This is a genomic window from Desulfoscipio gibsoniae DSM 7213 (genome assembly GCF_000233715.2).
Lineage (GTDB): Bacteria > Bacillota > Desulfotomaculia > Desulfotomaculales > Desulfallaceae > Sporotomaculum > Sporotomaculum gibsoniae.
Genome location: NC_021184.1, coordinates 4,011,148 through 4,033,130 on the forward strand (window position 1 = coordinate 4,011,148; position 21,983 = coordinate 4,033,130).

General features: G+C 45.9%; 21 protein-coding genes. 5 read left to right on the plus strand and 16 right to left on the minus strand.

Annotation, left to right across the window (positions count from 1 at the left end):
- The first annotated feature begins 180 nt into the window (after nucleotides 1-180).
- The 4 genes from DESGI_RS18775 (at nucleotide 181) to DESGI_RS18785 (ending at nucleotide 2,470) form a co-directional block, all read left to right on the plus strand.
- Entirely contained in the window at nucleotides 181-843 is a 663-nt protein-coding gene (locus DESGI_RS18775; protein WP_006523860.1) for a hypothetical protein, read from the plus strand.
- A gap of 362 nt (nucleotides 844-1,205) precedes the next feature.
- The gene (locus DESGI_RS18780; protein ID WP_006523859.1) at nucleotides 1,206-1,448 is read left to right on the plus strand and encodes a hypothetical protein; all 243 of its coding nucleotides are present in this window, start codon (nucleotides 1,206-1,208) and stop codon (nucleotides 1,446-1,448) included.
- A 177-nt stretch (nucleotides 1,449-1,625) separates the two neighbouring features.
- Nucleotides 1,626-1,802 carry a hypothetical protein gene (locus tag DESGI_RS24840; protein WP_006523858.1) on the plus strand — a complete coding sequence of 59 codons (177 nt, stop codon included), beginning with the start codon at nucleotides 1,626-1,628 and terminating at the stop codon, nucleotides 1,800-1,802.
- A gap of 257 nt (nucleotides 1,803-2,059) precedes the next feature.
- Nucleotides 2,060-2,470 (plus strand): putative ABC transporter permease, encoded by a 411-nt coding sequence (locus DESGI_RS18785; RefSeq protein WP_041284991.1) that lies wholly within the window; start codon nucleotides 2,060-2,062, stop codon nucleotides 2,468-2,470.
- Nucleotides 2,471-2,623: 153 nt separating this feature from the next.
- On the opposite strand, the gene DESGI_RS18790 is transcribed toward DESGI_RS18785, so the two are convergent.
- The 16 genes from DESGI_RS18790 to DESGI_RS18865 all read right to left on the minus strand — a co-directional run bounded on the left by DESGI_RS18790 (nucleotide 2,624) and on the right by DESGI_RS18865 (nucleotide 20,318).
- Nucleotides 2,624-3,094, minus strand: a complete 471-nt coding sequence (locus tag DESGI_RS18790) for a 4Fe-4S dicluster domain-containing protein (protein ID WP_006523856.1) — start codon at nucleotides 3,092-3,094, stop codon at nucleotides 2,624-2,626.
- Between the two features lie 11 nt (nucleotides 3,095-3,105).
- Nucleotides 3,106-4,968 (minus strand): aldehyde ferredoxin oxidoreductase family protein, encoded by a 1,863-nt coding sequence (locus tag DESGI_RS18795; protein WP_006523855.1) that lies wholly within the window; start codon nucleotides 4,966-4,968, stop codon nucleotides 3,106-3,108.
- A complete protein-coding gene (locus DESGI_RS18800) occupies nucleotides 4,969-6,357 on the minus strand; it encodes an NAD(P)/FAD-dependent oxidoreductase (RefSeq protein ID WP_006523854.1) in 1,389 nt (462 codons plus the stop codon).
- Nucleotides 6,358-6,743: 386 nt separating this feature from the next.
- Nucleotides 6,744-9,056, minus strand: a complete 2,313-nt coding sequence (locus DESGI_RS18805) for a xanthine dehydrogenase family protein molybdopterin-binding subunit (RefSeq protein ID WP_006523853.1) — start codon at nucleotides 9,054-9,056, stop codon at nucleotides 6,744-6,746.
- Nucleotides 9,056-9,541: a (2Fe-2S)-binding protein gene (locus tag DESGI_RS18810; RefSeq protein ID WP_006523852.1), complete on the minus strand. Its 486-nt coding sequence runs from the start codon at nucleotides 9,539-9,541 to the stop codon at nucleotides 9,056-9,058. Before DESGI_RS18810 ends, DESGI_RS18805 begins: the two co-directional genes overlap by 1 nt.
- A 2-nt stretch (nucleotides 9,542-9,543) precedes the next feature.
- On the minus strand, nucleotides 9,544-10,431 hold the full coding sequence (locus DESGI_RS18815) for an FAD binding domain-containing protein (protein WP_006523851.1): 888 nt from the start codon (nucleotides 10,429-10,431) through the stop codon (nucleotides 9,544-9,546).
- Between the two features lie 29 nt (nucleotides 10,432-10,460).
- Nucleotides 10,461-11,006, minus strand: a complete 546-nt coding sequence (locus DESGI_RS18820; RefSeq protein ID WP_245561122.1) for a PadR family transcriptional regulator — start codon at nucleotides 11,004-11,006, stop codon at nucleotides 10,461-10,463.
- Nucleotides 11,007-11,421: 415 nt separating this feature from the next.
- Nucleotides 11,422-12,441 carry a molybdopterin-binding protein gene (locus tag DESGI_RS18825; RefSeq protein WP_006523849.1) on the minus strand — a complete coding sequence of 340 codons (1,020 nt, stop codon included), beginning with the start codon at nucleotides 12,439-12,441 and terminating at the stop codon, nucleotides 11,422-11,424.
- 52 nt (nucleotides 12,442-12,493) lie between these two features.
- Nucleotides 12,494-13,588 (minus strand): XdhC family protein, encoded by a 1,095-nt coding sequence (locus tag DESGI_RS18830; protein WP_006523848.1) that lies wholly within the window; start codon nucleotides 13,586-13,588, stop codon nucleotides 12,494-12,496.
- 1 nt (nucleotide 13,589) lies between these two features.
- Nucleotides 13,590-14,396: a selenium-dependent molybdenum cofactor biosynthesis protein YqeB gene (gene yqeB, locus DESGI_RS18835; protein WP_006523847.1), complete on the minus strand. Its 807-nt coding sequence runs from the start codon at nucleotides 14,394-14,396 to the stop codon at nucleotides 13,590-13,592.
- Nucleotides 14,389-14,994 (minus strand): molybdenum cofactor cytidylyltransferase, encoded by a 606-nt coding sequence (gene mocA, locus DESGI_RS18840; RefSeq protein WP_006523846.1) that lies wholly within the window; start codon nucleotides 14,992-14,994, stop codon nucleotides 14,389-14,391. Before mocA ends, yqeB begins: the two co-directional genes overlap by 8 nt.
- Entirely contained in the window at nucleotides 14,939-15,748 is an 810-nt protein-coding gene (gene yqeC / locus DESGI_RS23335; protein ID WP_157872818.1) for a selenium cofactor biosynthesis protein YqeC, read from the minus strand. The genes mocA and yqeC overlap by 56 nt, the downstream gene beginning before the upstream one ends.
- 11 nt (nucleotides 15,749-15,759) lie before the next feature.
- Complete coding sequence (locus DESGI_RS18850; protein WP_006523844.1) at nucleotides 15,760-16,536, minus strand: IclR family transcriptional regulator; 777 nt, start codon at nucleotides 16,534-16,536, stop codon at nucleotides 15,760-15,762.
- A gap of 80 nt (nucleotides 16,537-16,616) precedes the next feature.
- Nucleotides 16,617-18,926, minus strand: coding sequence for a 4-hydroxybenzoyl-CoA reductase subunit alpha (hcrA, locus tag DESGI_RS18855; RefSeq protein WP_006523843.1), 2,310 nt, complete (start codon nucleotides 18,924-18,926; stop codon nucleotides 16,617-16,619).
- An 18-nt stretch (nucleotides 18,927-18,944) separates the two neighbouring features.
- Complete coding sequence (locus DESGI_RS18860) at nucleotides 18,945-19,436, minus strand: (2Fe-2S)-binding protein (RefSeq protein WP_006523842.1); 492 nt, start codon at nucleotides 19,434-19,436, stop codon at nucleotides 18,945-18,947.
- A gap of 12 nt (nucleotides 19,437-19,448) precedes the next feature.
- Nucleotides 19,449-20,318 (minus strand): FAD binding domain-containing protein, encoded by an 870-nt coding sequence (locus DESGI_RS18865; RefSeq protein ID WP_006523841.1) that lies wholly within the window; start codon nucleotides 20,316-20,318, stop codon nucleotides 19,449-19,451.
- A 374-nt stretch (nucleotides 20,319-20,692) separates the two neighbouring features.
- Between DESGI_RS18865 and DESGI_RS18870 the strand changes: the two genes are divergently transcribed.
- Nucleotides 20,693-21,982, plus strand: a complete 1,290-nt coding sequence (locus DESGI_RS18870; protein WP_006523840.1) for an AAA family ATPase — start codon at nucleotides 20,693-20,695, stop codon at nucleotides 21,980-21,982.
- The last annotated feature ends 1 nt before the right edge of the window (nucleotide 21,983 follow it).

A 21,983-nucleotide genomic window follows, 5' to 3' on the forward strand; every position in this document is an offset into this window, starting at 1 on the left:
CAGCATCCACTTCCAGGGCAGTAAAATAAGTCGCCAAACACTGCTGATCAACACAGGCTTTTAGGAGTGTTAAAGCGCTGCGTCTGAAATATTCCATTAACTTCCTTAAATATTAGTAGAATTTTGGCACATAATATGCCTGAAAGATTTTAAACAAAACAATTCCAAGGGGGTAAGTTAATGGATCAGATTTATCAACTGCAACAGCAAATTCAAAGGTTACGCCAGGAAGTCAACAATATTTCCCAAATGACTTCCCAACTGCAGCAGTTTGAGCAGAACAATGCTGCCCAACTGCAGCGTTTACAGCAGCACGAGGTAAATGCTACCCAGCAACTGCAAAGAATTCAGCAAATTTGCGGACAAATCAATAATGACTTGAACAGTGTCAGCAGTGCGGCTCAGCAGGCCAGCCAGTCCATGGCGCAAAACTTTTCCCAATTCGGCACGGGCGGTTACGGCCAGCAATTCGGCACCTTCGGCAACCAGTTTGCCCCCGGGCAAACTACCGGCATGTTTGGCACAGGCCAGCATTATCAGCCCAACTATATTTCCAGCACGCCATTTCAACAGCAGCGCTTCGGCAGCCAGTACACCAGCGGCTATGCACCTATGCAATCGGGTTATGCACAAAGCTATAACCAATCCTTCGGCAGTTATGCTTCGCCAGGCCAGTTAAGTAATACCCAGGGTTATGGCAACCAAATGCAAAACCAGAGCTTTGCGGAGAACCAGCAAATCAGCCAACAGGCTCAACAAGCGCTGGCCAACCGGATGAACCAAAACCTGTCCAACTTAAATAATCAGTTCTCCGCATCAGCATATAATCAAACCGGTTTCTAAGCCGTACCGTTACAAAGCTCGGCATTTTAGCCGGTGACTGAATCATGTCTTATATGGGCAGCTTCACGCGGACGAAACTAAATAAGGCAGGCAATACGACACATATGTCAAGGTTAAACCGGAGGACCCGCTATGCGGGTCCTCCGGCTTTGATCATTATATAATACCAATCAATGTAGCGCAAAGGCGGCAAAACGGCTGTTGACATGTCCCGTCTAATATAAACATAGTATTATACTGCACAGAGATAACCTAAGAGATTTTTCAACGTTATCCTATTTAAATAGACAAATATATCCCCTTAACATATTTTACCTATTAATTTATAATATGGTAAAGGCATATTGGGGGGGTAAAAGACTTTGGCCAAAATAATCAAAGAGGGCGCATCTTACAGCCAACGTGAAGTTGTGGACTTGCTCGTGGAGTTTTCCGCGTTTAAGGATCGGGTAGAAAAAAAGTTCAAGATACTGGCCAACGAGCTTGATGGGAAAAACAACGAACATGACCTCTGGGTCAACTTATACCTAATTTCCACTGATTATTCGGAGGAAATGCAAAACAAACGTCAAAAACAAACCGAAAATTTACAGAAAATTTCATAGTTTTCCGCATGTCCGGCATTTACCGGACTTTTTTGTGTTCATTAAGTAAAGCTGTGAAGCCGTCTATGTAGATGGTCACTGGTGATTTTTATGTAAATATTTCCATGCAAAACGTATAGAAAACGCTTTCCCGGGCAACCATATTTAATAAATCTAATATTATGGGAGGCGTTACTTTTGCAAGGTATTACCACCAGTTGGATAGTTATAGGTTTAGGTGTAATCGTTTCTTTGATTGGTTGGTACGTAGGCGGTTACTGGGGAGCCGGCATACTGGGTTTCGGTCTTGCCCACATACTGCTGGGAGCACTGGACATGTTCAGGCCCACGGTTAGAACCGAGGATCGGCAATAACCCAAGCATCCGTTTATTTGCGTAACCACTGGCATGAGCCAGCGGCCTTTAAACAAGCCAGAGCCATGCCCTTACAATCTCCTTTCGAACATTTGTGCAACAAAAAAAAAGCGACGAACCGCTTGAGCGGATTATCGCTTTTTTCATTTGCCGGGCTGTATGAATGATATTTCCACCAATCATTTATTTTCCTGCACTGGCAAATATTAAATTGACCATATTTGCATAACCCGTCCGCACGCGTACAAAATATAACTATGTTTACCAGGTTTATTATTTACGGACTTTTGGGTTGGAATATGGAAATACTCTTTACCGGTTTTATGTCCGGGCTGCATGGCAATCCCCGCTTAATAGCCCATACTTACCTGTGGATGCTGCCCATCTACGGGCTGGCGGTGTTTCTGGAACCACTGCATAACATTATGCGTCCATTGCACTGGTACCTGAGGGGCATGATCTGGGTGCTCATCATCTGGACAGTGGAGTTAGTTACGGGAGGGCTGATTCGCGCCATTGTCGGTACCAGCCCCTGGATTTACCAGGACGGCTGGCAAATAGCAGGCCTGATCCGCCTGGATATGGCCCCGCTGTGGTTTGTGGCGGGACTGTTATTTGAGCGAATCCATGACCGGTTGACAAGTGGGGATATATTATCATTTGAGTAAAAGCAGCGAGAAAAAAAATTTTCCGGCGGAAGTGCTTTGGTGCCAGGTATTGAAGGGTTGAAAATCAAAGATTTTCAACCCTTCAATACCTGGCACCAAGTCGAACAAGCTCTTATAGTGATTTGTAACCAATGTTTTTGCATGAGCCCTTGATTATCCTGCAACTGTAGGTTCTGTAAAAAATGTTTCTTCTTGCACATCCTCACGCAGTTCCAGTACCAGTGCTCCCGTAGGGCAAACCTCAACACACACGGGGCGGTCCCGGTCATGGCACTGGTCACACTTAATGGCTACCTTGTTTACCACATCCCGTTTAACTGCACCGTACGGGCAGACCATTACGCACATCCAACAACCAACGCAGCGCTTGCTATCATGCAATACCAGACCGGTTTTGGGATCCCTGGAAATACAACCAACCATGCAGGCATCCAGGCATGGCGGATCCTCGCAATGACGACAGATTTCTTGGAATTCGTACCGTTCAAAAACATCTTGCCTAATTCTTATAGCCCCCAAACGAGGGTTAGCCGCTCCATTATGATAGACTGAACAAGCGTTGGCACAAATCCGGCAACCCGCGCATAAATCCGGTCTAACATATATTTGTTTTTGCCTGGCCATTATCCCACCCCTTAATGTAAATAGTCTCTCAGCTTTTCAAATTCCGCGACTCTTGCCGGTGTCAGCCTACCATCTGCGGTCCACCCGCGCAGGCTATAGTAATCATCAAGCATTTTATCAAAGCCCTGCCGGTCTATGTGACTGCCCTTGGCCCTGGCACTGGGCATCGGTTCGTCAAAGTAGCGGGCCGGAAGCGTATCATCCTTTCTGGTAATGCCCTTAACTGTATAATTAATTAGCCTTTCCATGTCTATTACCCGGCGACCTACTTGTTCAAGTTCTTCTTTATTGAATTCAAGGCCAACAGCCAGTTTGGTTAACTCACAAAAATGGTTATAATTCAAGTTTCGCGGACTGTTAAACCCCTGGCAGGCAAATTTACATATGCCCATAGAGTCTACAACGGCGTATATATTATCGCTAAAGTAAACCAACCTTCCCTTGGACGTGTATGACATCGGGTTGGGGTCCACTGGTCCACCGTATATTCTTTCAGTAACATCCGGCGGCAGGTCTAGAATTTCCAGGGTCGGACGACTGCGTAAATGGTCTGCCCCCCGGGAGGAAGTAGCTATGCCCAGGGAAAATGCTTTAATATAGCGTACATCATGAGGGTCAGACTGGGGTAATCCTTTTACAGCAATCAAAAAATCAGCAGTTTCCGGGCCATATTTACTAACCAACCGGCTTCCCTCAGCCAATGTATCTCCAAATCCCCGGCGATATGCTATATCTTCGATCAGCCGCCTGGCCATCTCGTAATCACCGAACTGTAACGGGTAACCAACGGATTTTTCAGTGATATAGCCTTTTTCAAACAGCTCAATTGCCCATGCAATGTAGGTACCCAAGGAGGATACGTCGAGGCCCAGGTCATTGGCAATATTATTTAAATCAATCATCTGGTAAGTATCCGCCACACCAATGTTGGCGCCAAGCATTACTTCGGTGGTATATTCCGGTCCTTCACCACCAAGTTTGTTACGGTGGCGGCAGTGTATGATACAACCATAACAGGAAAGCATTTTGTCGACATATTTGTGTATTTTTTCTGCATTAAGGGTATCATAGAAAACTGTTTGCTGGCTGTTATGAGTACGAATTGCCCCCAGGTAATTGGATACATCATAAAGTAAAGGCGTACCAACGCGCCCCAGCACCTGCGTCACTTTGGACTTTTTCAAATAGTTCCGCAATTCAATATATTTATTGATCATGCCCTTGGGGTCGGCAATGGGCAGACCGTAATTACCACGGGCAACAATGGCTTTTAGATTTTTCGAGCCCATAACTGCTCCTGTGCCGCATCGCCCGGCTGCATTTTTCACCCCTGACATTACAGAGGAAAACCTGACCATGCTTTCACCGGACGGACCAATGCAACTTATTTCCACATCACTGCCCAGGTCAACCTTTAATTTCCTTTGTGTGTTTGAACAAGTTTGCCCCCAATACGCTGAGGCATCCCTGATTTCTACCCGCCCGTTCTCCAGGTACAGGTAAACCGGGCTTGCTGCCTTGCCAGTTATAATCAGCCTGTCAATGCCCGCGAATCTCATTTCCGCCCCGAAGAATCCTCCTATATTGGCATCGCCGATTATGCCGGATTCAGGGGATATGCAGGTTACACTGTACCGCCCGCTGTTAGGCGACAATGTTCCGGTGAGCAAACCGGTACCGATAATTAGCACGTTATCGGGAGACAGAGGGTCGGCATGGGGCTTTAAATACTTATACAGATAATACATGTTGAGACCCCGGCCACCAACAAATTTCTTCAATATTTCTTGGGGGGTTTCCATATACTCAACTGTTTGTTCCGTTAAATTCACCACAGCGTTATGACAGATAGGCCTTGCCCTATCTTTAATCATTTAAATCACCTCCTGATTACGCCACTTTCTTTCTCCGCGCTCCCGTTCAGTCCAGCTTTCCTCGTTAAAACTCTTAAGATAAGGAGTTTGTAACGTATATGTTTCGGGCCACTGGATAAAGCTGCTCTCAAGCTTAATTTGTCTTTGCTTACGTAAAAAGCTGTAAAATTGATAGCCTTCACTTAATATTGAATTTTTAACGATTCCCACCAATGTTTGAGCCTTAATTAAATCTCTTACAGCTCCACAATAACCCAAGTCCCCAACAAAAATGGCACCTTTTAAATAGTTATCTTTAAACACAAGCTTTTGATAAATATTTTGCTCAATATTTTTCCTAACTTTAGTTTCATATTTAAGACCGTCATCTTCAGCTTCAGGATCGGCAATGCCCATGGAAACTATAGGCACACTTGCTATGGAAATTACATTCATGCTGATGGACCCTTGATAGGGAACCCTTTTCCCGGCCATGTTCAGTCCTGCTATACGGCCCTGTTCATGAGCATTGGGCCAGTTAGCATTGGTAAATCCGTGTCCTCTGGGGATGTCGTAAGTCTCAGCAACATCACCGGCAGCAAATACGTTGCTGTATGTTGTTTGCATATACTCGTTAACAACAATTCCACGGTTTGTTTTTAATCCCGAATTAGTGACCAATTCCAGGTTGGGGGCCACCCCTGTGGCCACCACCACTAAACCACAGGGTATTACACTTCCATTATCCAGCACCACGGCCGTGACTCTGTCATTTTCGCCCTTGATTTCCCGGACCCCGTGGCCCTTGATGATCTCAATACCCTCTTTCTGAAGCAGCGACTCCGCCATGGCTGACCCTTCCACATCTAAAACCCGGCGCATCACCCGGGAGCGAACCAGCATAACGACATCGACTCCGGCCTCCCTGAGGGATTGAGCGGCACGCAGGCCGATAAAGCCGCCCCCTATTACCACAACCTTTGATGCTCCCGATAACAGCTGTTCCTTGACGTAATGGGCATCTGCCATTTTCTGAAAGGTAATCACCCCCTCCATTTCAATGCCTTTAAGGTTTGGCATTGTCACAGTGGATCCCGTGCAAATCAACAGCCGATCAAACTCCACTTGTGCTTCGTTTTCCGGTGACACTTTTTGCCCTATGAAGTCAATACCGACGGCCTTACAACCATATTTAGTCTGGACCCCCATTTGCTGATAAAAATTGGCAGGCCGGTAAGATAGCTGGTCCTCACCGACGTCTTCCGCCACAAAATGGGCTATCATTGGACGGGAATAAACATGACAAGGTTCATCACCAATTAACATAATATCCCCAACCCGGTCCACTTCCCTAATGGACTCTACCGCCCCAACAGCCGCTGCGCTATTGCCGATAATTACATACCGCATTTTAAAGCCCCCTTTACTTGAACCAGGATTTATTTGCGCTACAATAGTCCCGAGCTACAGCTAAATTAATTGAATATTGAAAAAATAGATGGAATAAATTTGTCTGCCAATTCCCCATAGTAAAATAAAACCGTTATATACATTTATATCCTCATCCGTTCTAAATACTGAACACTTCGTTCTGTATTATAATCATTATCTATTACTTAATTTAACTTGTCAAGGATTTTTTTGCTCACATATGTAATCGGGTCAAACAAAACTATTGTTTCTTCATTGTAAAAAGAGTACGGGATTATTGACACACCTTTGGCACACGTAAAAAAATCCCTACCAAAATGAATAATATCGGTAGGGATTTTTATTATAGCTTATTTTATTAGCAACTAGTTAACTTTCTTTTGTTTTAAGGCCTTGAGCACCTTTTCCGGGGTAATGGGCAGGTCGGTAAACCTCACCCCAATCGCATCATACACAGCGTTGGCGATAGCCGGAATAGTGGGTTGAATGGGGCCCTCGCCGGATTCCTTTACCCCGAAAGGAGCTGTGGGATCATAACTGTCCACTATGGTGGAATCTATTTCCGGAAGTTCCATAGCCGTTGGCAGCTTATAATCATGCAGGGATGGGTTGATAAGCTTTCCTTGTGGGTCCACTTTCATTTCTTCGTATAGGGCCTGCCCCATACCAAACAGTATGGAACCCTCCACCTGGCCTTCCACACTCATGGGATTAACTGCCTGGCCGCAGTCCCCGGCCTCGGTCACCTTAACCACTCTGACCCTGCCGGTGTCTATATCCACATCTACCTCAATTATTTGACAGCTAAAACCAAATGTGGGTGAGTGACCAATGTTTGCGCCCTGAACTCGAACACCGCGGGTGAGATCGATCCCTTTGAGCCGTGGCGGAGAGAAGTGACCTATACCAGTTAATGTCCCGACAGCATTGGTATAGGCTTCAACAACTTTTTCCCACTCAATGGCTTTTCTGGGTTCAAATTTGGAATAAAACCGGCGATCTTTTATTTCCAGTTGATCAGCCCGACATCCCACCATACCCGCAGCCACTTCTTTAAGCTTTTGATTTATTTCAGCGGCTGCCTCCTTGATTGCCGCCCCGGAGGCGTAGGTTACCCGGCTGGCGAAGCTGCCCAGGTCAAAAGTCCCCAGTTCCGTGTCGCCCGACACAACATGAACATCTTCGTAATGGACCCCCAGCGCCTCGGCGGCCATCTGGGCCATGACTGTGTTGCACCCCTGGCCGATATCAGCAGCCGCGCAATGAACGGTCACACCTCCCTCGGTGTCTACCCGGATCAGCACCGTAGTATGCGGCTTGTATGCCTGGTATAATGTATAAGCTGTACCGGAAATATAATACCCCCCTGACAGCCCGATACCTTTGCCGAAAGGCAGCTTACCGTGTTTATCAAGGTAGCCGGATTTTTCTACTGCAGTTTGTAGACATTTCTTGTACTCACAATGCGGGACGTGAAGGTTGCTCACGCTGCGATAGCCGGATTCGACAGCGTTTTTCATTTTAAGTTCGTAGGGACTGACTCCCATCATTTCGGCCAACTCATCCAGCATACACTCCATGGCAAACCTGGGCTGAACCCCGCCGAGGCCACGCATGGCGCCGCAGGTGGGCTTATTGGTATAAACACGTCTTACCCGGGCGCGGGCGTTGGGGACCTTGTAAGGCAGGTGGATCATGGATGCGGTGTAAAACATCACCACAATGCCCCAGCCTGCGTATGCACCGCCGTCCAAAGTATTGTTAAAATCCACAGCTTGAATATAACCGTCCTTGTCCAGGCCGATTTTCATTTTCATGTAACACGGGTGACGGCCTTTGTTCGTGGCAAATACTTCATTGCGCTCATAAGTTACTTTGACCGGCCTGCCAATTTTCCTTGACAGCAGAGCAGCGCAAAAATCGGCCGAACTGGCTTCCCCCTTACCCCCGAATCCGCCGCCAATGGCCGGAAGGGTTACACGAATTTTATTCATGGGCATCTCCAAAACGATGGAGAGCTGGCGATGCAGGTAGTGGGGCACCTGGGTGCTGGACCATACCTGAAGTTGACCGCTTTGGGTATCGTAACTGGCCAGTGAGGTGTGCGGCTCTAAAAAAGCATGGTTAACATAAGAGGTTTGAAATTCTTTTTCCAATATATAAGCACATTCGGCAAATGCCTTGTCAGGGTCGCCAAATAACTGTTCACCAGCATGCAATATATTATCAGAGGCATCTTCGTGTATACGCACTTCACTTGCCCGTCCTATGGATTCCTTGGGGTCCAGCAACACCGGTAGAGGTTCATATTCAACTTCAATTAATTCAAGGGCTTCCTCTGCGGTTTCTTCATCAATGGCGGCAACGGCGGCCACTCCCTCACCCCAAAAACGTACTTTGCCCACAGCCAGGGCCACTTCATTGGCGGTCTGGGGAACAATACCCCATTTGTTGGGGGCCTCCTCTCCGGTGATTACCGCCAGAACACCAGGCAGCTCAAGCGCTTTACTGTAGTCGATCTTTTTAATAATAGCATGTGCATATGTACTGCGCTTGATTCTTCCATAAGCCATGCGCGGCAGTACCATATCACCCGTATAAATGGCTTCACCTTTTACTTTTAAAGGACCATCCTTCCGGGGTACGCTTCTTCCCACCTGGTTAAAGTTTTTATTCATCACTTCACCCCCTCTGTGGAGATGGTTTCGGCAGCAGCACCAATTGCTTCGACTATTTTCTTATAACCGGTGCAACGGCAAATGTTACCGGCAATGCCGCGTTTAATTTCTTCCTCGCTGGGCCTGGGATTCTTGTCTAACAACGCTTTTGAAGTTAGAACCATACCTGGTGTGCAAAAGCCGCACTGTACCGCCCCGTGATCGACAAAAGCCTGTTGAATTGGGTGGAGTTTGCCATCATCAGCTACCATGCCTTCAATAGTGGTAATCTTTTTCCCCTGGCAGGCAATGGCCAGTGTAATACAGGAGAGCACCGGTTCACCATCAATTAATACAGTACACGCGCCGCAGTCCCCCTGTCCACAGCCCTTCTTGGTGCCGGTTAACCCAACTTTGTTTCTTATCACGTCAGCAAGCAAATCTCTGGGATTCACAGGTACTTCATAAACCCGGCCGTTTATTTCCAATTCAATCAACTGTTTCACAATTATACCCCCTTACCAGAAGCGGCGCCAAACGCTTGTTGAAGCAATCTACGGGCCAACACTGCGACTACTTCCCGCCGGTATTCGGCAGAAGCCCTGATATCGGAAATAGGCTGGGCTTCACCGGAAGCTGCCTCAGCTGCTTTTTGCACCAATTCGTCATTAAACTCACGTCCAACCAGGATACCCGGGACTTCGACCGATACTAAAGGCCGTGGAGAAACGGATCCCATTACAAGCCTTAAATCTTTAACCGTGCGGCTATCGTCCTCCAATACCAAATTAACCGCCATATTAACAGCATCGATTTCCATGGCATCTCTAAGTCCACTGTACGCATAACAACTAGCTGACTTGGGAGCTGGCTCGGGGAGAACAAATTTAGTTAGCATTTCACCTTCCGCAAGTACGGTTTTCCGGTTACCTAAAATAAATTCTTCCAGGGGCAGTTCTCTTTCCCCCGCAGCACTACTGATTACAACTTTTGCGCCCAGAGCAACCAAAGGTGGGGGTGTCTCCGCCGCAGGCGAAGCATGACAACTATTACCACCGATCGTAGCCATGGATCTTACCTGAACTGAACCCAGTTCACCCGCTGCCTGGTGAAGGGCAAAGTATTTTTCCCTAATTAAATCCGATTGCTCAATTTCTGAAATTTTAGTGGCCGCACCAATGACGGCACCCTTGCCCGGCTCGTAGGAGATACCTTTAAACTCTGCCACACCATTGATGTCAATCAAGTATTCCGGCTTGAGCATTTTTTCTTTCATCATAATAAGCAAGTCCGTGCCCCCGGCAAGGATTTTTGCTTTATCCCCCAGGCGACCAACCAAATCCAGCACCTCAACAGGTGTTTTTGGAGCAAAATATTCAAAGTGATTTAAAAACAACTTAAGCCACCTCCTTTGTATCCTCTCAATTACTGATGGATACTTGTAGACAGTTCTTGAATAATTTCTTGCAAGAATTTCTCCTCAGCTTCACGTAAATAAATCAGGCTTTTAATAACGGCATTTTTTTTAAATTTAGTATCGTCTTGAGATAAGTACATTTCTTTTAATTTTTTGATGTTTAACTGAACCTTAAAAAGCCTTTTTATTAAACAGTTGGCTATTTCCTCCGGAGACAGAAGATCGGAAGTTTCAAAACCAATGTTCAGGTCCAGGTAATACCACTCAAGGCCGGAAAGAAGCCGCTTCGAAGCTTCAACCAGGGCTGCTTTTCCAGTGTCTGTGATATAATACCTTTTCCTATCAGGCATTCTACCCTCCTTTTCTTTTTTTGAATAAACAAAATCTTTTTCCTCCAACCTCTTTAATACCTGGTATATTGAGGCCACCCCGACCCTGACCCACCTCCTCATGTCCCGGTGATCAATTGCTTTATCAATTTCATAGGCATAAGAAGGTTTTTCATTAACAATGCTCAGCAATAAAACTTCCACATTGGACAACATCAGCATCATCCCTAACCACTATTAGGTATACTACTATGTTATATACTACTATATTATATATTAGTAGTGTTAAAAAAAAAAGCATTATATTAGCGCAGTACCCCTTATATAACAAAATCTTTCTTATCGATTGACTATAGACTAATTCCTCGCCGGTTGGTCTTTTATTCCGGTCAGCATAAATTTAAGATCTGATATTAAATTAATACGCCTGATATTGCAGCGAAAATCTTTTATTGATCTACTGCTCGAGGACATTTTTCAATCATTTCCCCGTGATCGTTCTACTTTCTACTATTAACTTTCAAATTTCAAACTTTAACCTTCAACTATCAACTTTCAGCTTTCAACATTGACACCACTGGTTCAATCTTTCAACCTTTCAACACCTGGCACCACTGGTTGGCACAACCGGTTGTTCTGATTATTTTCCAAAAGGACACATGGGATACCGGCATTCTTGGCAATTCATGCAAAGACCACCGTGGCCCGTCATGGCTATATCTCTCTTGGTGATTCTTTCTCCAGCAAGCACCCTTGGCAACATCAAATCAAAGACTGTGGCTTTAAAAAACATAACACAGGCGGGCAGACCCATGATGGGAATGTCATCCAAATAGGCCAACAAAAACATAGCGCCGGGCAGCACCGGGGAACCGTAAGTTACCAACTCCGCACCGGTGGATTTAACTCCATTCGGGGTAACGTCATCAGGGTCTACAGACATCCCGCCGGTGGTTATGATCATTTGGGCGCCCTGGTCACGCAAATTCAGTATTTGGTCCTTTATCTGAGCAGCATCATCAGGAAGCATAACATGCCATAATACCCGGCAACCAAAACGTGAAAGCTTCTCTTTTACCACCGGGCCGAATTTATCTTGAATCCTCCCGTAGTAAACCTCATTTCCGGTGGTAATCAACCCCACCTTGAATTTTTGCATCTCCTTGACTTCCAGCAATGGACCTCTGCTGCGACAGATTTCTTCAACCGCCTCTATCTGATCGTTCTTGATTACCAGCGGTATCACCCTGGTACCGGCCAGCGTTTCGCCCTTGGCCACCACCTGGTTGGTGTGCCGGGTGGAAAAGGAGATCTGATCAATTTCATTAACCTGGCAAAGACCTTCCACATCAATTTTGAGCAGACCATCCCTGGCAGCTTTTATGGTCACCTTGCCTTCAACAGGCTCGGCATAATCAACACCTTGTCCCATCGACGCTTTGGCAATCCTGAGAGCGGCATCATTTTCATGCAAAAGATCACTTCCGCATTCCCATATGTAAAGATGATCCTTTCCCAGTTTAAGCAATTCAGGAATATCTTCTTCTTTTACCACATGGCCTTTTTTAAAAGCGGGCCCTTTGAATTCCCCCGGCACAATCCTGGTAATATCGTGACAGAGCACCATTCCCACGGCATCTTCCACTTTGACCTTACGCATTAATATTTACCCCCCTGTTAATTTGAAGTACTAATAAATATCACCCGGATAGTTATTGCATTTTTTTCCTTTGTATACCGCCGCCCCGGTATACATTAACCACTTCGGCCATTATGCACAAAGCAATTTCCTCAGGTGTTTGCGCCCCTATTTCCAGTCCAATGGGTGAATATACAGCAGCCAGTTTTTCCGGAGGGATGCCTTCTTCCGCAAGCTGTTGCATAATTGCTTTGACTTTTCTACTGCTCCCAATCATACCAACATATGCCCCGGGACGTTTTATAACCTCCCGCAAGCAGTCCCGGTCATATGCATGCCCTCTGGTAACTATTACCGTATAGGTGCCGGGGCCAATATCCATATCCGCCAGAGCCTGTTCAAAACCTGCGCAGACAACCATGTACGCCTCGGGGAAACGGTTGTCATTGGCAAATTCCGGCCTGTCGTCAACAACAATTACTTTAAAGCCAAGAAGTGAAGCAATTTTTACCAGGGGCAGAGCAATATGCCCTCCACCGAGGATAAGTATTTCCGGATTAAGCACACCCGGATCGATAAAAAGCTGCATCTTGATATCTTGGTCCGGTGGGGAAACTATCAACCGAGGGTTATTGTTTTTACCAGCGCCATATACGGAAGACACAGTAAAGCTGTTGATATGCCCGGACCCCAAATCACCAAGAACACTGCCATCGGGCCATACAACCATCATCCGACCCAATCGCGCATTATCTTCCCCGTTTATACCTGTTAAAGTAACCAGTGCAGGGTTTTCATCATTGAGGGTGGAATCGACATACCGTGTTAGAACTTCCCGGGCATATTCATCATCCTTACTGACATAATTAATAAATATGTCCATATTGCCCCCGCAAATCATACCTTCATTGGCAGCAACATTACCAGTAAGCTTAATTGTGTATTCAAATGAACTTTTCATTGCCAGTGCCTTAAGACACTCCCGCCTGACAATTTCCTCGCCGACCCCGCCGCCTATGGTCCCGTAAATATTATAATCCGCTGTGACAATCATTTTAGTTCCGGCTTTCCGGGGAGTGGAACCCGTGGCACCGGTAATAACGGCCAAAACCCCGTCCTGCCCGCTGTCAAGTGCAAATATTAATTTTTTAATCATTTCAATACTCATCTCAATTTACCCCCCATCTGTCCCGGCCAAGATAGAGCAATGCCTCAAGTACTCCACCGGCTATGGCCCGGGATTTATCGGAAATGGTAAAACAGTTTTCCCTGGTTGCCCTGGGATCTATATCCCCTACCTTCATGCCTTCATGTACCTTGAGACCACTTTTCAAAAGACCCCTTAGTACTCCGTCGATAGTGGCTACCAGGGGAACATCATCAATTTTAGCCACCAACTCCCCTTTCACCACTTGGTCACCTATTTCCTTTTCCCCATGAAATATTCCTTCGGCCGGCGCACGTAAAACACGTTCCTTACCGTAACCGCCTATAATGCCCGGTATCCCTGTGTTCGGCTCGGCGGTCCCCTTTAATATTACCCGGCCCAAATTATGTCCCCGCATGGTTTCCACCACTGCATGTACATCAACCCCCGCGGTAAATCCAGGTCCCAGGCCTATCACCACCGGCGCTTCACCAATACCGGTGCCCAGATTTTTTTTGGCCAGCACAGCATCTATCACCGCGGCGGGCTTTAATTTATCCACCAGGCTCCAGGCAGGGTCCACCGCCACCGCAATGTTACCTGCATTTACAATGGCCTGAACTTCATCTACTCCATGGGCCAGTTCAGCCGTAACACCTTCTACGCTGCATTTTCCTTTGAATATAGCTTCAGCGTAAGATACCGTGCGTCTAATCACCGTGGGCTGTGCTATTTCCAGCATAACCAGCGTGAATCCACATCTGGCCAGCCTGTGGGCGGTACCACTGGCCAAATCCCCTCCGCCTTTGATAACCACCAGATTATTCAATAAAACCAACCCCCTGTTCAAACTTGATCAGCTTGCTATAATCCTCCCATGTATCAATATCAAAAACAACCCCTGCATCATCAACATCCACCCTGGCCAACTGATTTTTATTGAATTCAATAATTTTACGGGCCCCGGTATCGCCTGTAAGAGCAAATATCTCCGGAAAATATTTTTTATTGAACAACACAGGATTTCCCCTTTTGCCCCGGTAAAATGGAGCCACAATACCCTTTCCACCAAGCCTGTATTCTTCAATAATCCGGTTCACTGTCCGGGGCTTTAAAAGCGGCTGGTCACCCAGCACAAAAAGTGCCGCCCCGGCTGAATCCCCCAAAGCATTAAGTCCGGCCCGCAGGGATGTACTCTGCCCACTGGCATAATCCGGGTTATGTACAAAATTAACATCATATTCTTTTAGTGTTTCTCTAACCTCTTCCGCCCTGTGCCCCAAAACCACAAACACTTTTTCCACACCGGTCCGGCATATTGTATCGACAACGTGAGCAACAAGGGGCCGCCCCTGGTAAGACAGCAATTGTTTAGGCGTTCCCAGGCGGGATGAGATGCCTGCGGCCAGTATCACTGCATAAATCAAATACCAATACCTCCCTGACCGGAACAGTTTCATTGAGGGCGCTAATTACTACACGCCCGGCACCCCCCTTGCACAGTGAAAACGCCACTTCCCGAGCGTTTTTCAATTCCTCCGGGGAATGCACCTTATTAATAAGAGGGACCCAGCGGCTATTTCGGGGGACGTCTTTACGATAGCCCAGGGGGTGCAGCAGTATACCTGCAACCATAGAAGGAGTAACCGGCTCTCCCTCCTCAACACCCAACAGCCGGGAAACAACCTCAGGGCGGTGAATATACTCCTTAACGAGCGGTTTATACAGGCAATCAACCCCCACCACAGGAATTACCAGGGTAGACAGCCCTGGAATCACAGGTTCGCCTTGCCGGGGTGCTTTAAATGGTTTACGGGCCGCCCCGTCCGCCTCGACTAGCACTAAATCAGCCCCGGCCTGTAGTATTTGGCCAATTAAATCAGGGTCTATGCCAATAACTTTATTTTCTTGAGTAAAACCAGCACCAGCCACTACCATGGAACAGGTTTTGATTTTTTTCTCAATTCCCCGAAGAAGTTCCAACTCGTCCGGTTTCAACACAACATTAACTCCTGAAGCCGGAGCTGGCACATAAATACGGGTAGTGGTGGTTAAAACCACTTTATAACCTATATTTAGCGCCTCATTCCCAATAGCAAACATAGCGGAGGTTTTTCCCCCGCCGCCCACCAGGGCTATGACATCACCTTTTTTTATTTGAAAAGCATCGATTAATTTCATATCCGCAACCATCAATTCCTCAGTGATTCTTGTATATTACCAACGGCTTTCTTTAGGGACGTTATTGCCTTCTTCATTTTATCAGCGTTAAAAGTTTGCGTAAAGCCTACCATCCATAAAGCTGCCAAATTCCGGCCAGGCATATCGGGAATGGGAACACATACACCATTAACCCCCTGTATATATTCCTCAAAATCAGTTGCATAGCCCAATTTACGTGCTTTATCAATTTCTTTCAGTAATTGATAAGGATCAGTGATAGAGTTGGAAGTATATTGAGGAATTGACCTTGCTGCCAGTATGTTTTTTAATACAGGATCTTCAAGACCCGCAAGGAACACTTTTCCCGTAGCCCCGGAAAACAGGGGTATATTTGTACCAACCGGGGCAGTAATTTTCAAATCGGCTGGACTGTCTACCTTTTCAATAATAGTTATCCTTTGTTCGTCAAAGGTCCCTAAAAAGATGGTTTCTTTAAATTCTTCACAAAGTTCTTCCATAAATGGTCGAACTGTCATCCTTAAATCCACACCTGCCAGGGCCTTGTTTCCCAAATGAATAAGGGTGGGCCCCAGTCTGAATTTTTTGGTATAATTATCCTGTCTGATTACTTCCAAGTCTATTAAAGCTTGAATAACACCATGCACTGTGCTTTTTGATATATTTAACTTGCGCGCAATGTCACTGATTCCCAGCTGGGACTGGGCGTTGGAAATTTCTTCGATTATGGCAAATGCCTTGTATAATATTGGCGCACTGTAGCCGCTGCTTGATTTTTTTTCGCTCATGTTCTCATTCCTTCGGAAATGTTAATGCCTTGGTTATGATAAATCGGGGGCGCAAAACGCCCCCTTCCTTTATCTTCTACTTATACCCCCACTGAAACCTTTTCCTTTTCCCTTTTTTCTTTCAGAGCACGCCATACTTTTTCATAGGTAAGGGGCAAGCTATTTACCCGGATACCCATGGCATCATAGATAGCATTGGCATAGCAACCCATAGTGGGAATGGTGGCTCCTTCACCTACCTCTTTAACTCCCCAGGGACCCGCGGGTTCATAGCTTTCCACCAGCGCAGAGGTCACCTTGGGCATATCCATGGCTGTGGGCATCCGGTACTCACCCAGGTTGGGATTTAGTATTTTCCCTTGATCATCAAAGAGAACCTGCTCCCAAATGGACTCGCCCATACCCATGAAAAGTGCCCCGTGCACCTGACCGTGCAGCAGGGATGGGTTAATTACCATGCCGCAGTCATGAACATCCCACACCTCTTGCACATCAATTTCACCAGTTTCTTCATCAATTTGAACTTCACTTATCTGGGCTGCAAAACTGTAGGCCGGGGAAGTGCCCACCGGCGCCCCCTTAAATTTTCCTCCAAGTTTAGGTGGAGCATAAACTCCTTTACCCACCAGCGGTCCTTTACGGACAAAGAACTCCCTGGCTACCTCGCCAAAAGGCTTTGTTATTTCAGAATCTGATTTCACGAATATGGCGCTATCCCGGCAATCCAAATCGCTAACCTCAACTTCCATCATTTCCGCGGCCAGTTCCAACACCTGCTTTTTAACCTCTTCACCGGCTTGTTTTACGGCAGATCCCGACATGAGCGTCTGCCTGCTGGCATAGGCGCCGAAATCATGGGGGGTAGTTTCCGTATCAGCGGCGACAATCTTCATATTTTCATATCTAAAGCCCATAGCTTCTGCAGCCATCTGGCATAGTACGGTATCGGAACCCTGCCCGATATCCGTGGCCCCGGTGTATAAAGTGGCTGCGGAGCCGTCCTCATGCACCTTTATTATCGCTGAGGCATGGGGAAGATTGGTGCGGTATATGGGGTAACCTGCACCGCTGACAAAGCTTCCCACGGCGATACCAATACCCCTGCCTTTGCCAAGTTTACCTTTTTTCTGTTGCCAACCCGAAATTTCCTTGGCTTTACTAATACACTCAGCAAGTTCACAGGAATTGACCTTAAATTCATTGGGTGTGATGGTATTGGGCTGGCGGGCGTTTACCTTACGAAGCTCAATGGGATCTATCCCCAAGTCCGTTGCCACATTATCCAGATGGCATTCAAAGGCATACCTGGGCTGTGGGGCCCCGTGACCCCGCTGGGCACCACAGGCGGGTAAATTAGTATACGTCCTGATCATATCAAACTTGTAGTTAACAAAATCATAGGTAAGAGTCAGCATCGCCCCGGCATAATAGGCTGTGGCAATACCAAGGCTGGTATAGGCCCCGCCGTCCATAATAAAGTTAGCGTGCACCCCGAGTATTTTACCGTTCTTATCCACACCGGTGGTAATTTCCATTATTTGCTTATGCCGGCCCCGGTTATGAGCAAACATTTCGTGGCGGTCGTAAAACATTTTAACCGGGCGCCCGGTGATTTTGGACAATACCGCTCCGCAGAACTCCAATCCGGTGGGTTCCAGCTTTCCTCCAAACCCACCGCCTACATATGTCTTAATAACCCGTACATCCCCCATTTTCAAACCAAATTCACGGGCAATGTAATACTGAAAATAGTGGGGCGACTGGGTACTGGAATAAACGGTAAGCTTCCCACCCTCCCAAATGGATATGGCCGAGTGAGGCTCAATAGGACACTGGTAGGTGCGGTTGCCCACGAAGCGGTCTGTGCGCACATGGTGTGCCTCGGCGAAGGCTTTTTCCACATCTCCGAAATTCTGGTGGATTTCCGTATTGATGTTCCTGGGATACTCATCGTGTATCTGAGGAGCCCCTTCCTTAATGGCCTCTTCGGGATCAAAAACCGCAGGAAGAACTTCGTATTCAACTTTAATCAGTTTGAGGGCTTTATAAACGGTTTCCTCATCCACGGCAGCTATGGCGGCTACTTTATCCCCTACAAAGCGTACCTTGTCAATACAAAATATATTTTCATCCCAGCGGGCCGGGCTGATACCGTATTTCAAGCTGGGCACATCTTTATGGGTAATAACGGCCTTGACACCGGGCAGTTTTTCGGCCTCCGAAGTATCAATGCTGATTATCCTGGCATGGGCATGGGGGCTGGTAAGAATTTTGCCCACCAGCATGTTGGGAAATTTAAGGTCGCCGGTGTATTTAGCCTGGCCGGTAACTTTCACCCGGCCATCCATTTTGGGTACACTTTTGCCGATAACGGAATATTTATCACTCACAACGCTCACCCCTTCTTTTTATTCACCGGCGGCAGCCAGAATAGCTTTGACAATATTCACATATCCCGTACAGCGACAGAGGTTGCCGGCTATGGCCTCCCGGATTTCCTCTTCTGTGGGATGGGGGTTTTTAGTAAGCAGTGCCTTGGCTGACATAATCATTCCCGGTGTGCAGTAACCGCACTGCACAGCTGCATTTTCGATAAAGGATTCCTGTATTTTGTCCAGTTTTTCACTTTGGGCCAAACCCTCAACAGTGGTAATTTCGCGGCCATCCGCTTCCACCGCGAGGACAATACAGGAATTAACGGGCTTGCCGTCCATGAGAACGGTACAAGAGCCGCAGTCCCCCAGCTCACAACCTTTTTTAGTTCCCGTTAAATCGAGCTCTTCTCTTAAAAAATTAACTAATAGGGTGTTCGCCTTGACAACCCGGGTATAATTATCCCCGTTAACCTGAATGGTAACCAAATATCTTTTTACTCCGTTATTATCAATTATTGCCTGCATAATCCACCCCTCCTACACATGACCTTCATCTATGGCTTTACGGAGGGCACGTTTGGTAAATACTCTGACCATATCCCTCCGGTACTCTTCAGAGCCGCGGATATCCGAAATAGGCTTACATTCTGTGGATGCGCACACACCCACTTCTTCCAACAATTCCTCATTGACTGTTTTCCCTATGATCATAGCCTCAGCTTTTGGGGCTCTCATGGGAACCGGGCCCACGGCGCCGAGAGCAATCCTGGCATCCTTGCATACATTGCCCTCCATGGTAACCGCCACCGCTACTCCCACCACCGCCAGGGCACCCGAACGGCGCAGGCCGAATTTTATATAGGTGCTGCCTGTTAAGGGCTGGTCGGGAATTACTATTTCCGCAACTATCTCATCCTGAGCTATCCGGGTTTTACCGGGACCCACAAAGAAATCTTCCAGTGCCATTACCCTTTCACCCTGTCTCCCCACCAGGGTGATTGAAGCACCAAGTGCCATCAATATGGGCGGTAGGTCAGCAGACGGCACGGCGTTTACTATATTACCGCCTATGGTACCTACGTTTCTTATCTGATTATTCGCCATATGATGGGCAGCCTCACACAAAGAAAGATATTTTTCCTGGAGCAACAATGAATTGCAGATGTCATTGTGTGTGGCCCTGGCTCCTATTACCACGCCTTTGTCCGGTACGTATGCTATACTAGTTAGCTGGTCAAGTTGCTTGAGCGAAATAAGGACTTCAGGAGCTACCAGGCCATGCTTCATTTTATTCAAGAGGTCGGTACCCCCTGAAAGAATTTTGGCCGTTGGACCTTTTTCCGCCAGCAAGGCACAGGCCTCCTGCACGCTGGCGGGCATGTAATACTCGAAATCCGGTAAAAACATACTCTACCTCCTCAAATAAAAAAATTGTCACCCATTGTAAACGCCGTTCTGTATTGTGTACTTGCACCTATATTATGAATTATCTGAAAGTTGCTGTCAATATGTAAAACAGCTAAATCGCAAGAGAATTTGGGGAAGCAAGGGGACGGCTCTCATGCTTCCGTAGCTTAGAAAATTAATGGACGATCCTCTTGCTCCTCAGCTTACCTATGTTTGACCAAATTATTTTCATATTTTTAGTCTACATTGTCGGTTAAATGTAATTGAATTTTTTTTTAAAAAATATACAATAGTTAACTAAACAACAATAGTTAACCAAACAACAATAGTTTAAAGATTAATAACCGGTGCTTAGCGGAGGAGGTTTATATAAATTGATAAAACAAAACGATATTTTAAAGAAAATAGTTCACACGGAGGATTACCTGAATAGTTTTTTTCTGGAAAGAGAAACTTTGATCTCTTTACTGCTATTAACTATATTTTCCAAGCAAAACATGTTTATTTTAGGCAAGCCGGGTGTGGCTAAAACAGAACTAGTTAACCAGGCCTCTTTAATGATTAAAAATGCCAGAATTTTTAGATACCTCCTCACAAAATACACCACCCCGGAAGAAATTTTCGGTTCAATATCTCTTGGCAAGCTGAAAGAGGATCGCTTTTATAGAAAAATTGATAACAAATTAGCTGACGTAGAAATTGGCTTTATCGACGAAATTTTCAAAGGAAACAGCTCTATACTGAACAGCCTGCTAATGATTGCCAATGAAAAGATTTTTATTAACGATAACGAGGTAGTTAATGTACCCCTGATATCCCTGTTCGGAGCCTCCAATGAAATCCCGGACGATGAAGAAATGGAAGAATTGCAAGCCTTGTACGACCGGTTTACAATAAAATACATCGCCGAGCCCATTAAAGATTTTAGAAACTTTTCCAGGCTTCTTTTATCCGGTGATAAGCCGGCACCGGTTGCTGACAGTATGCTTCTGGATCTAGATGAATTATCGATTATATACGATGAATCACAAAACATTACACCCGACCAGGATATCTTAAACTTGATATATAAAATAAGGGAATATTGTTATGAAAATAATCATTATGTATCCGATAGAAAATTTAGGAATACCGTAAAAGTACTAAAAGTTTGTGCTTATGTTAACGGTAGGTCAAGTATTATCGCCGAAGATTTATTTATAATGCCGTATATGATTTGGGAAAAGCCAGAGGACTTTTTAACCATTAAACAGGATGTACAGAATATCTTATTTGATCATATCTTCAATAGCATCCTCTCAAAAATATCCATTAGAGTTTCTGATTCCTTTGCCAAGTTTTTGGATGACTTAATTTTATCTTCAAATAATAATTACAATGAATATACTAAGTGCTACAGCTATTTAAAACCAAAACAAAAAGAAGACTTAATTATTCAATACCAACTAATAAGAGAATATTTATATAAAATAAGTAGAATTGTTGAGCATTTGGAGGCAGAGATACTATCTTATGAAGCAAAACAGTATCTTAGAGTTAACCGTTTAATTCACCAGCAAATTAACCTGACTATCAACAACAAATTAGCGGAATTTGTTAGCTATAAAAATAAACTTGATGGATTAAATGAAAAAATTCAGTCTACACTGCACGAGGGAGACTGAT

What these genes read in the sequence shown, in the direction of transcription:
- DESGI_RS18805 (WP_006523853.1), bottom strand. Translation starts at nt 9,056, where the DNA reads ATGAATAAAAACTTTAACCAGGTGGGAAGAAGCGTACCCCGGAAGGAT.
- DESGI_RS18825 (WP_006523849.1), bottom strand. Translation starts at nt 12,441, where the DNA reads ATGCGTAAGGTCAAAGTGGAAGATGCCGTGGGAATGGTGCTCTGTCAC.
- DESGI_RS18865 (WP_006523841.1), bottom strand. Translation starts at nt 20,318, where the DNA reads ATGTTTTTACCGGATTTCGAGTATTACATGCCCGCCAGCGTGCAGGAG.
- DESGI_RS18790 (WP_006523856.1), bottom strand. Translation starts at nt 3,094, where the DNA reads ATGGCCAGGCAAAAACAAATATATGTTAGACCGGATTTATGCGCGGGT.
- DESGI_RS18830 (WP_006523848.1), bottom strand. Translation starts at nt 13,588, where the DNA reads ATGAGTATTGAAATGATTAAAAAATTAATATTTGCACTTGACAGCGGG.
- DESGI_RS18785 (WP_041284991.1), top strand. Translation starts at nt 2,060, where the DNA reads ATGTTTACCAGGTTTATTATTTACGGACTTTTGGGTTGGAATATGGAA.
- DESGI_RS18800 (WP_006523854.1), bottom strand. Translation starts at nt 6,357, where the DNA reads ATGCGGTATGTAATTATCGGCAATAGCGCAGCGGCTGTTGGGGCGGTA.
- yqeC (WP_157872818.1), bottom strand. Translation starts at nt 15,748, where the DNA reads ATGAAATTAATCGATGCTTTTCAAATAAAAAAAGGTGATGTCATAGCC.
- DESGI_RS18860 (WP_006523842.1), bottom strand. Translation starts at nt 19,436, where the DNA reads ATGCAGGCAATAATTGATAATAACGGAGTAAAAAGATATTTGGTTACC.
- DESGI_RS18850 (WP_006523844.1), bottom strand. Translation starts at nt 16,536, where the DNA reads ATGAGCGAAAAAAAATCAAGCAGCGGCTACAGTGCGCCAATATTATAC.
- DESGI_RS18775 (WP_006523860.1), top strand. Translation starts at nt 181, where the DNA reads ATGGATCAGATTTATCAACTGCAACAGCAAATTCAAAGGTTACGCCAG.
- DESGI_RS18795 (WP_006523855.1), bottom strand. Translation starts at nt 4,968, where the DNA reads ATGATTAAAGATAGGGCAAGGCCTATCTGTCATAACGCTGTGGTGAAT.
- DESGI_RS18820 (WP_245561122.1), bottom strand. Translation starts at nt 11,006, where the DNA reads ATGATGCTGATGTTGTCCAATGTGGAAGTTTTATTGCTGAGCATTGTT.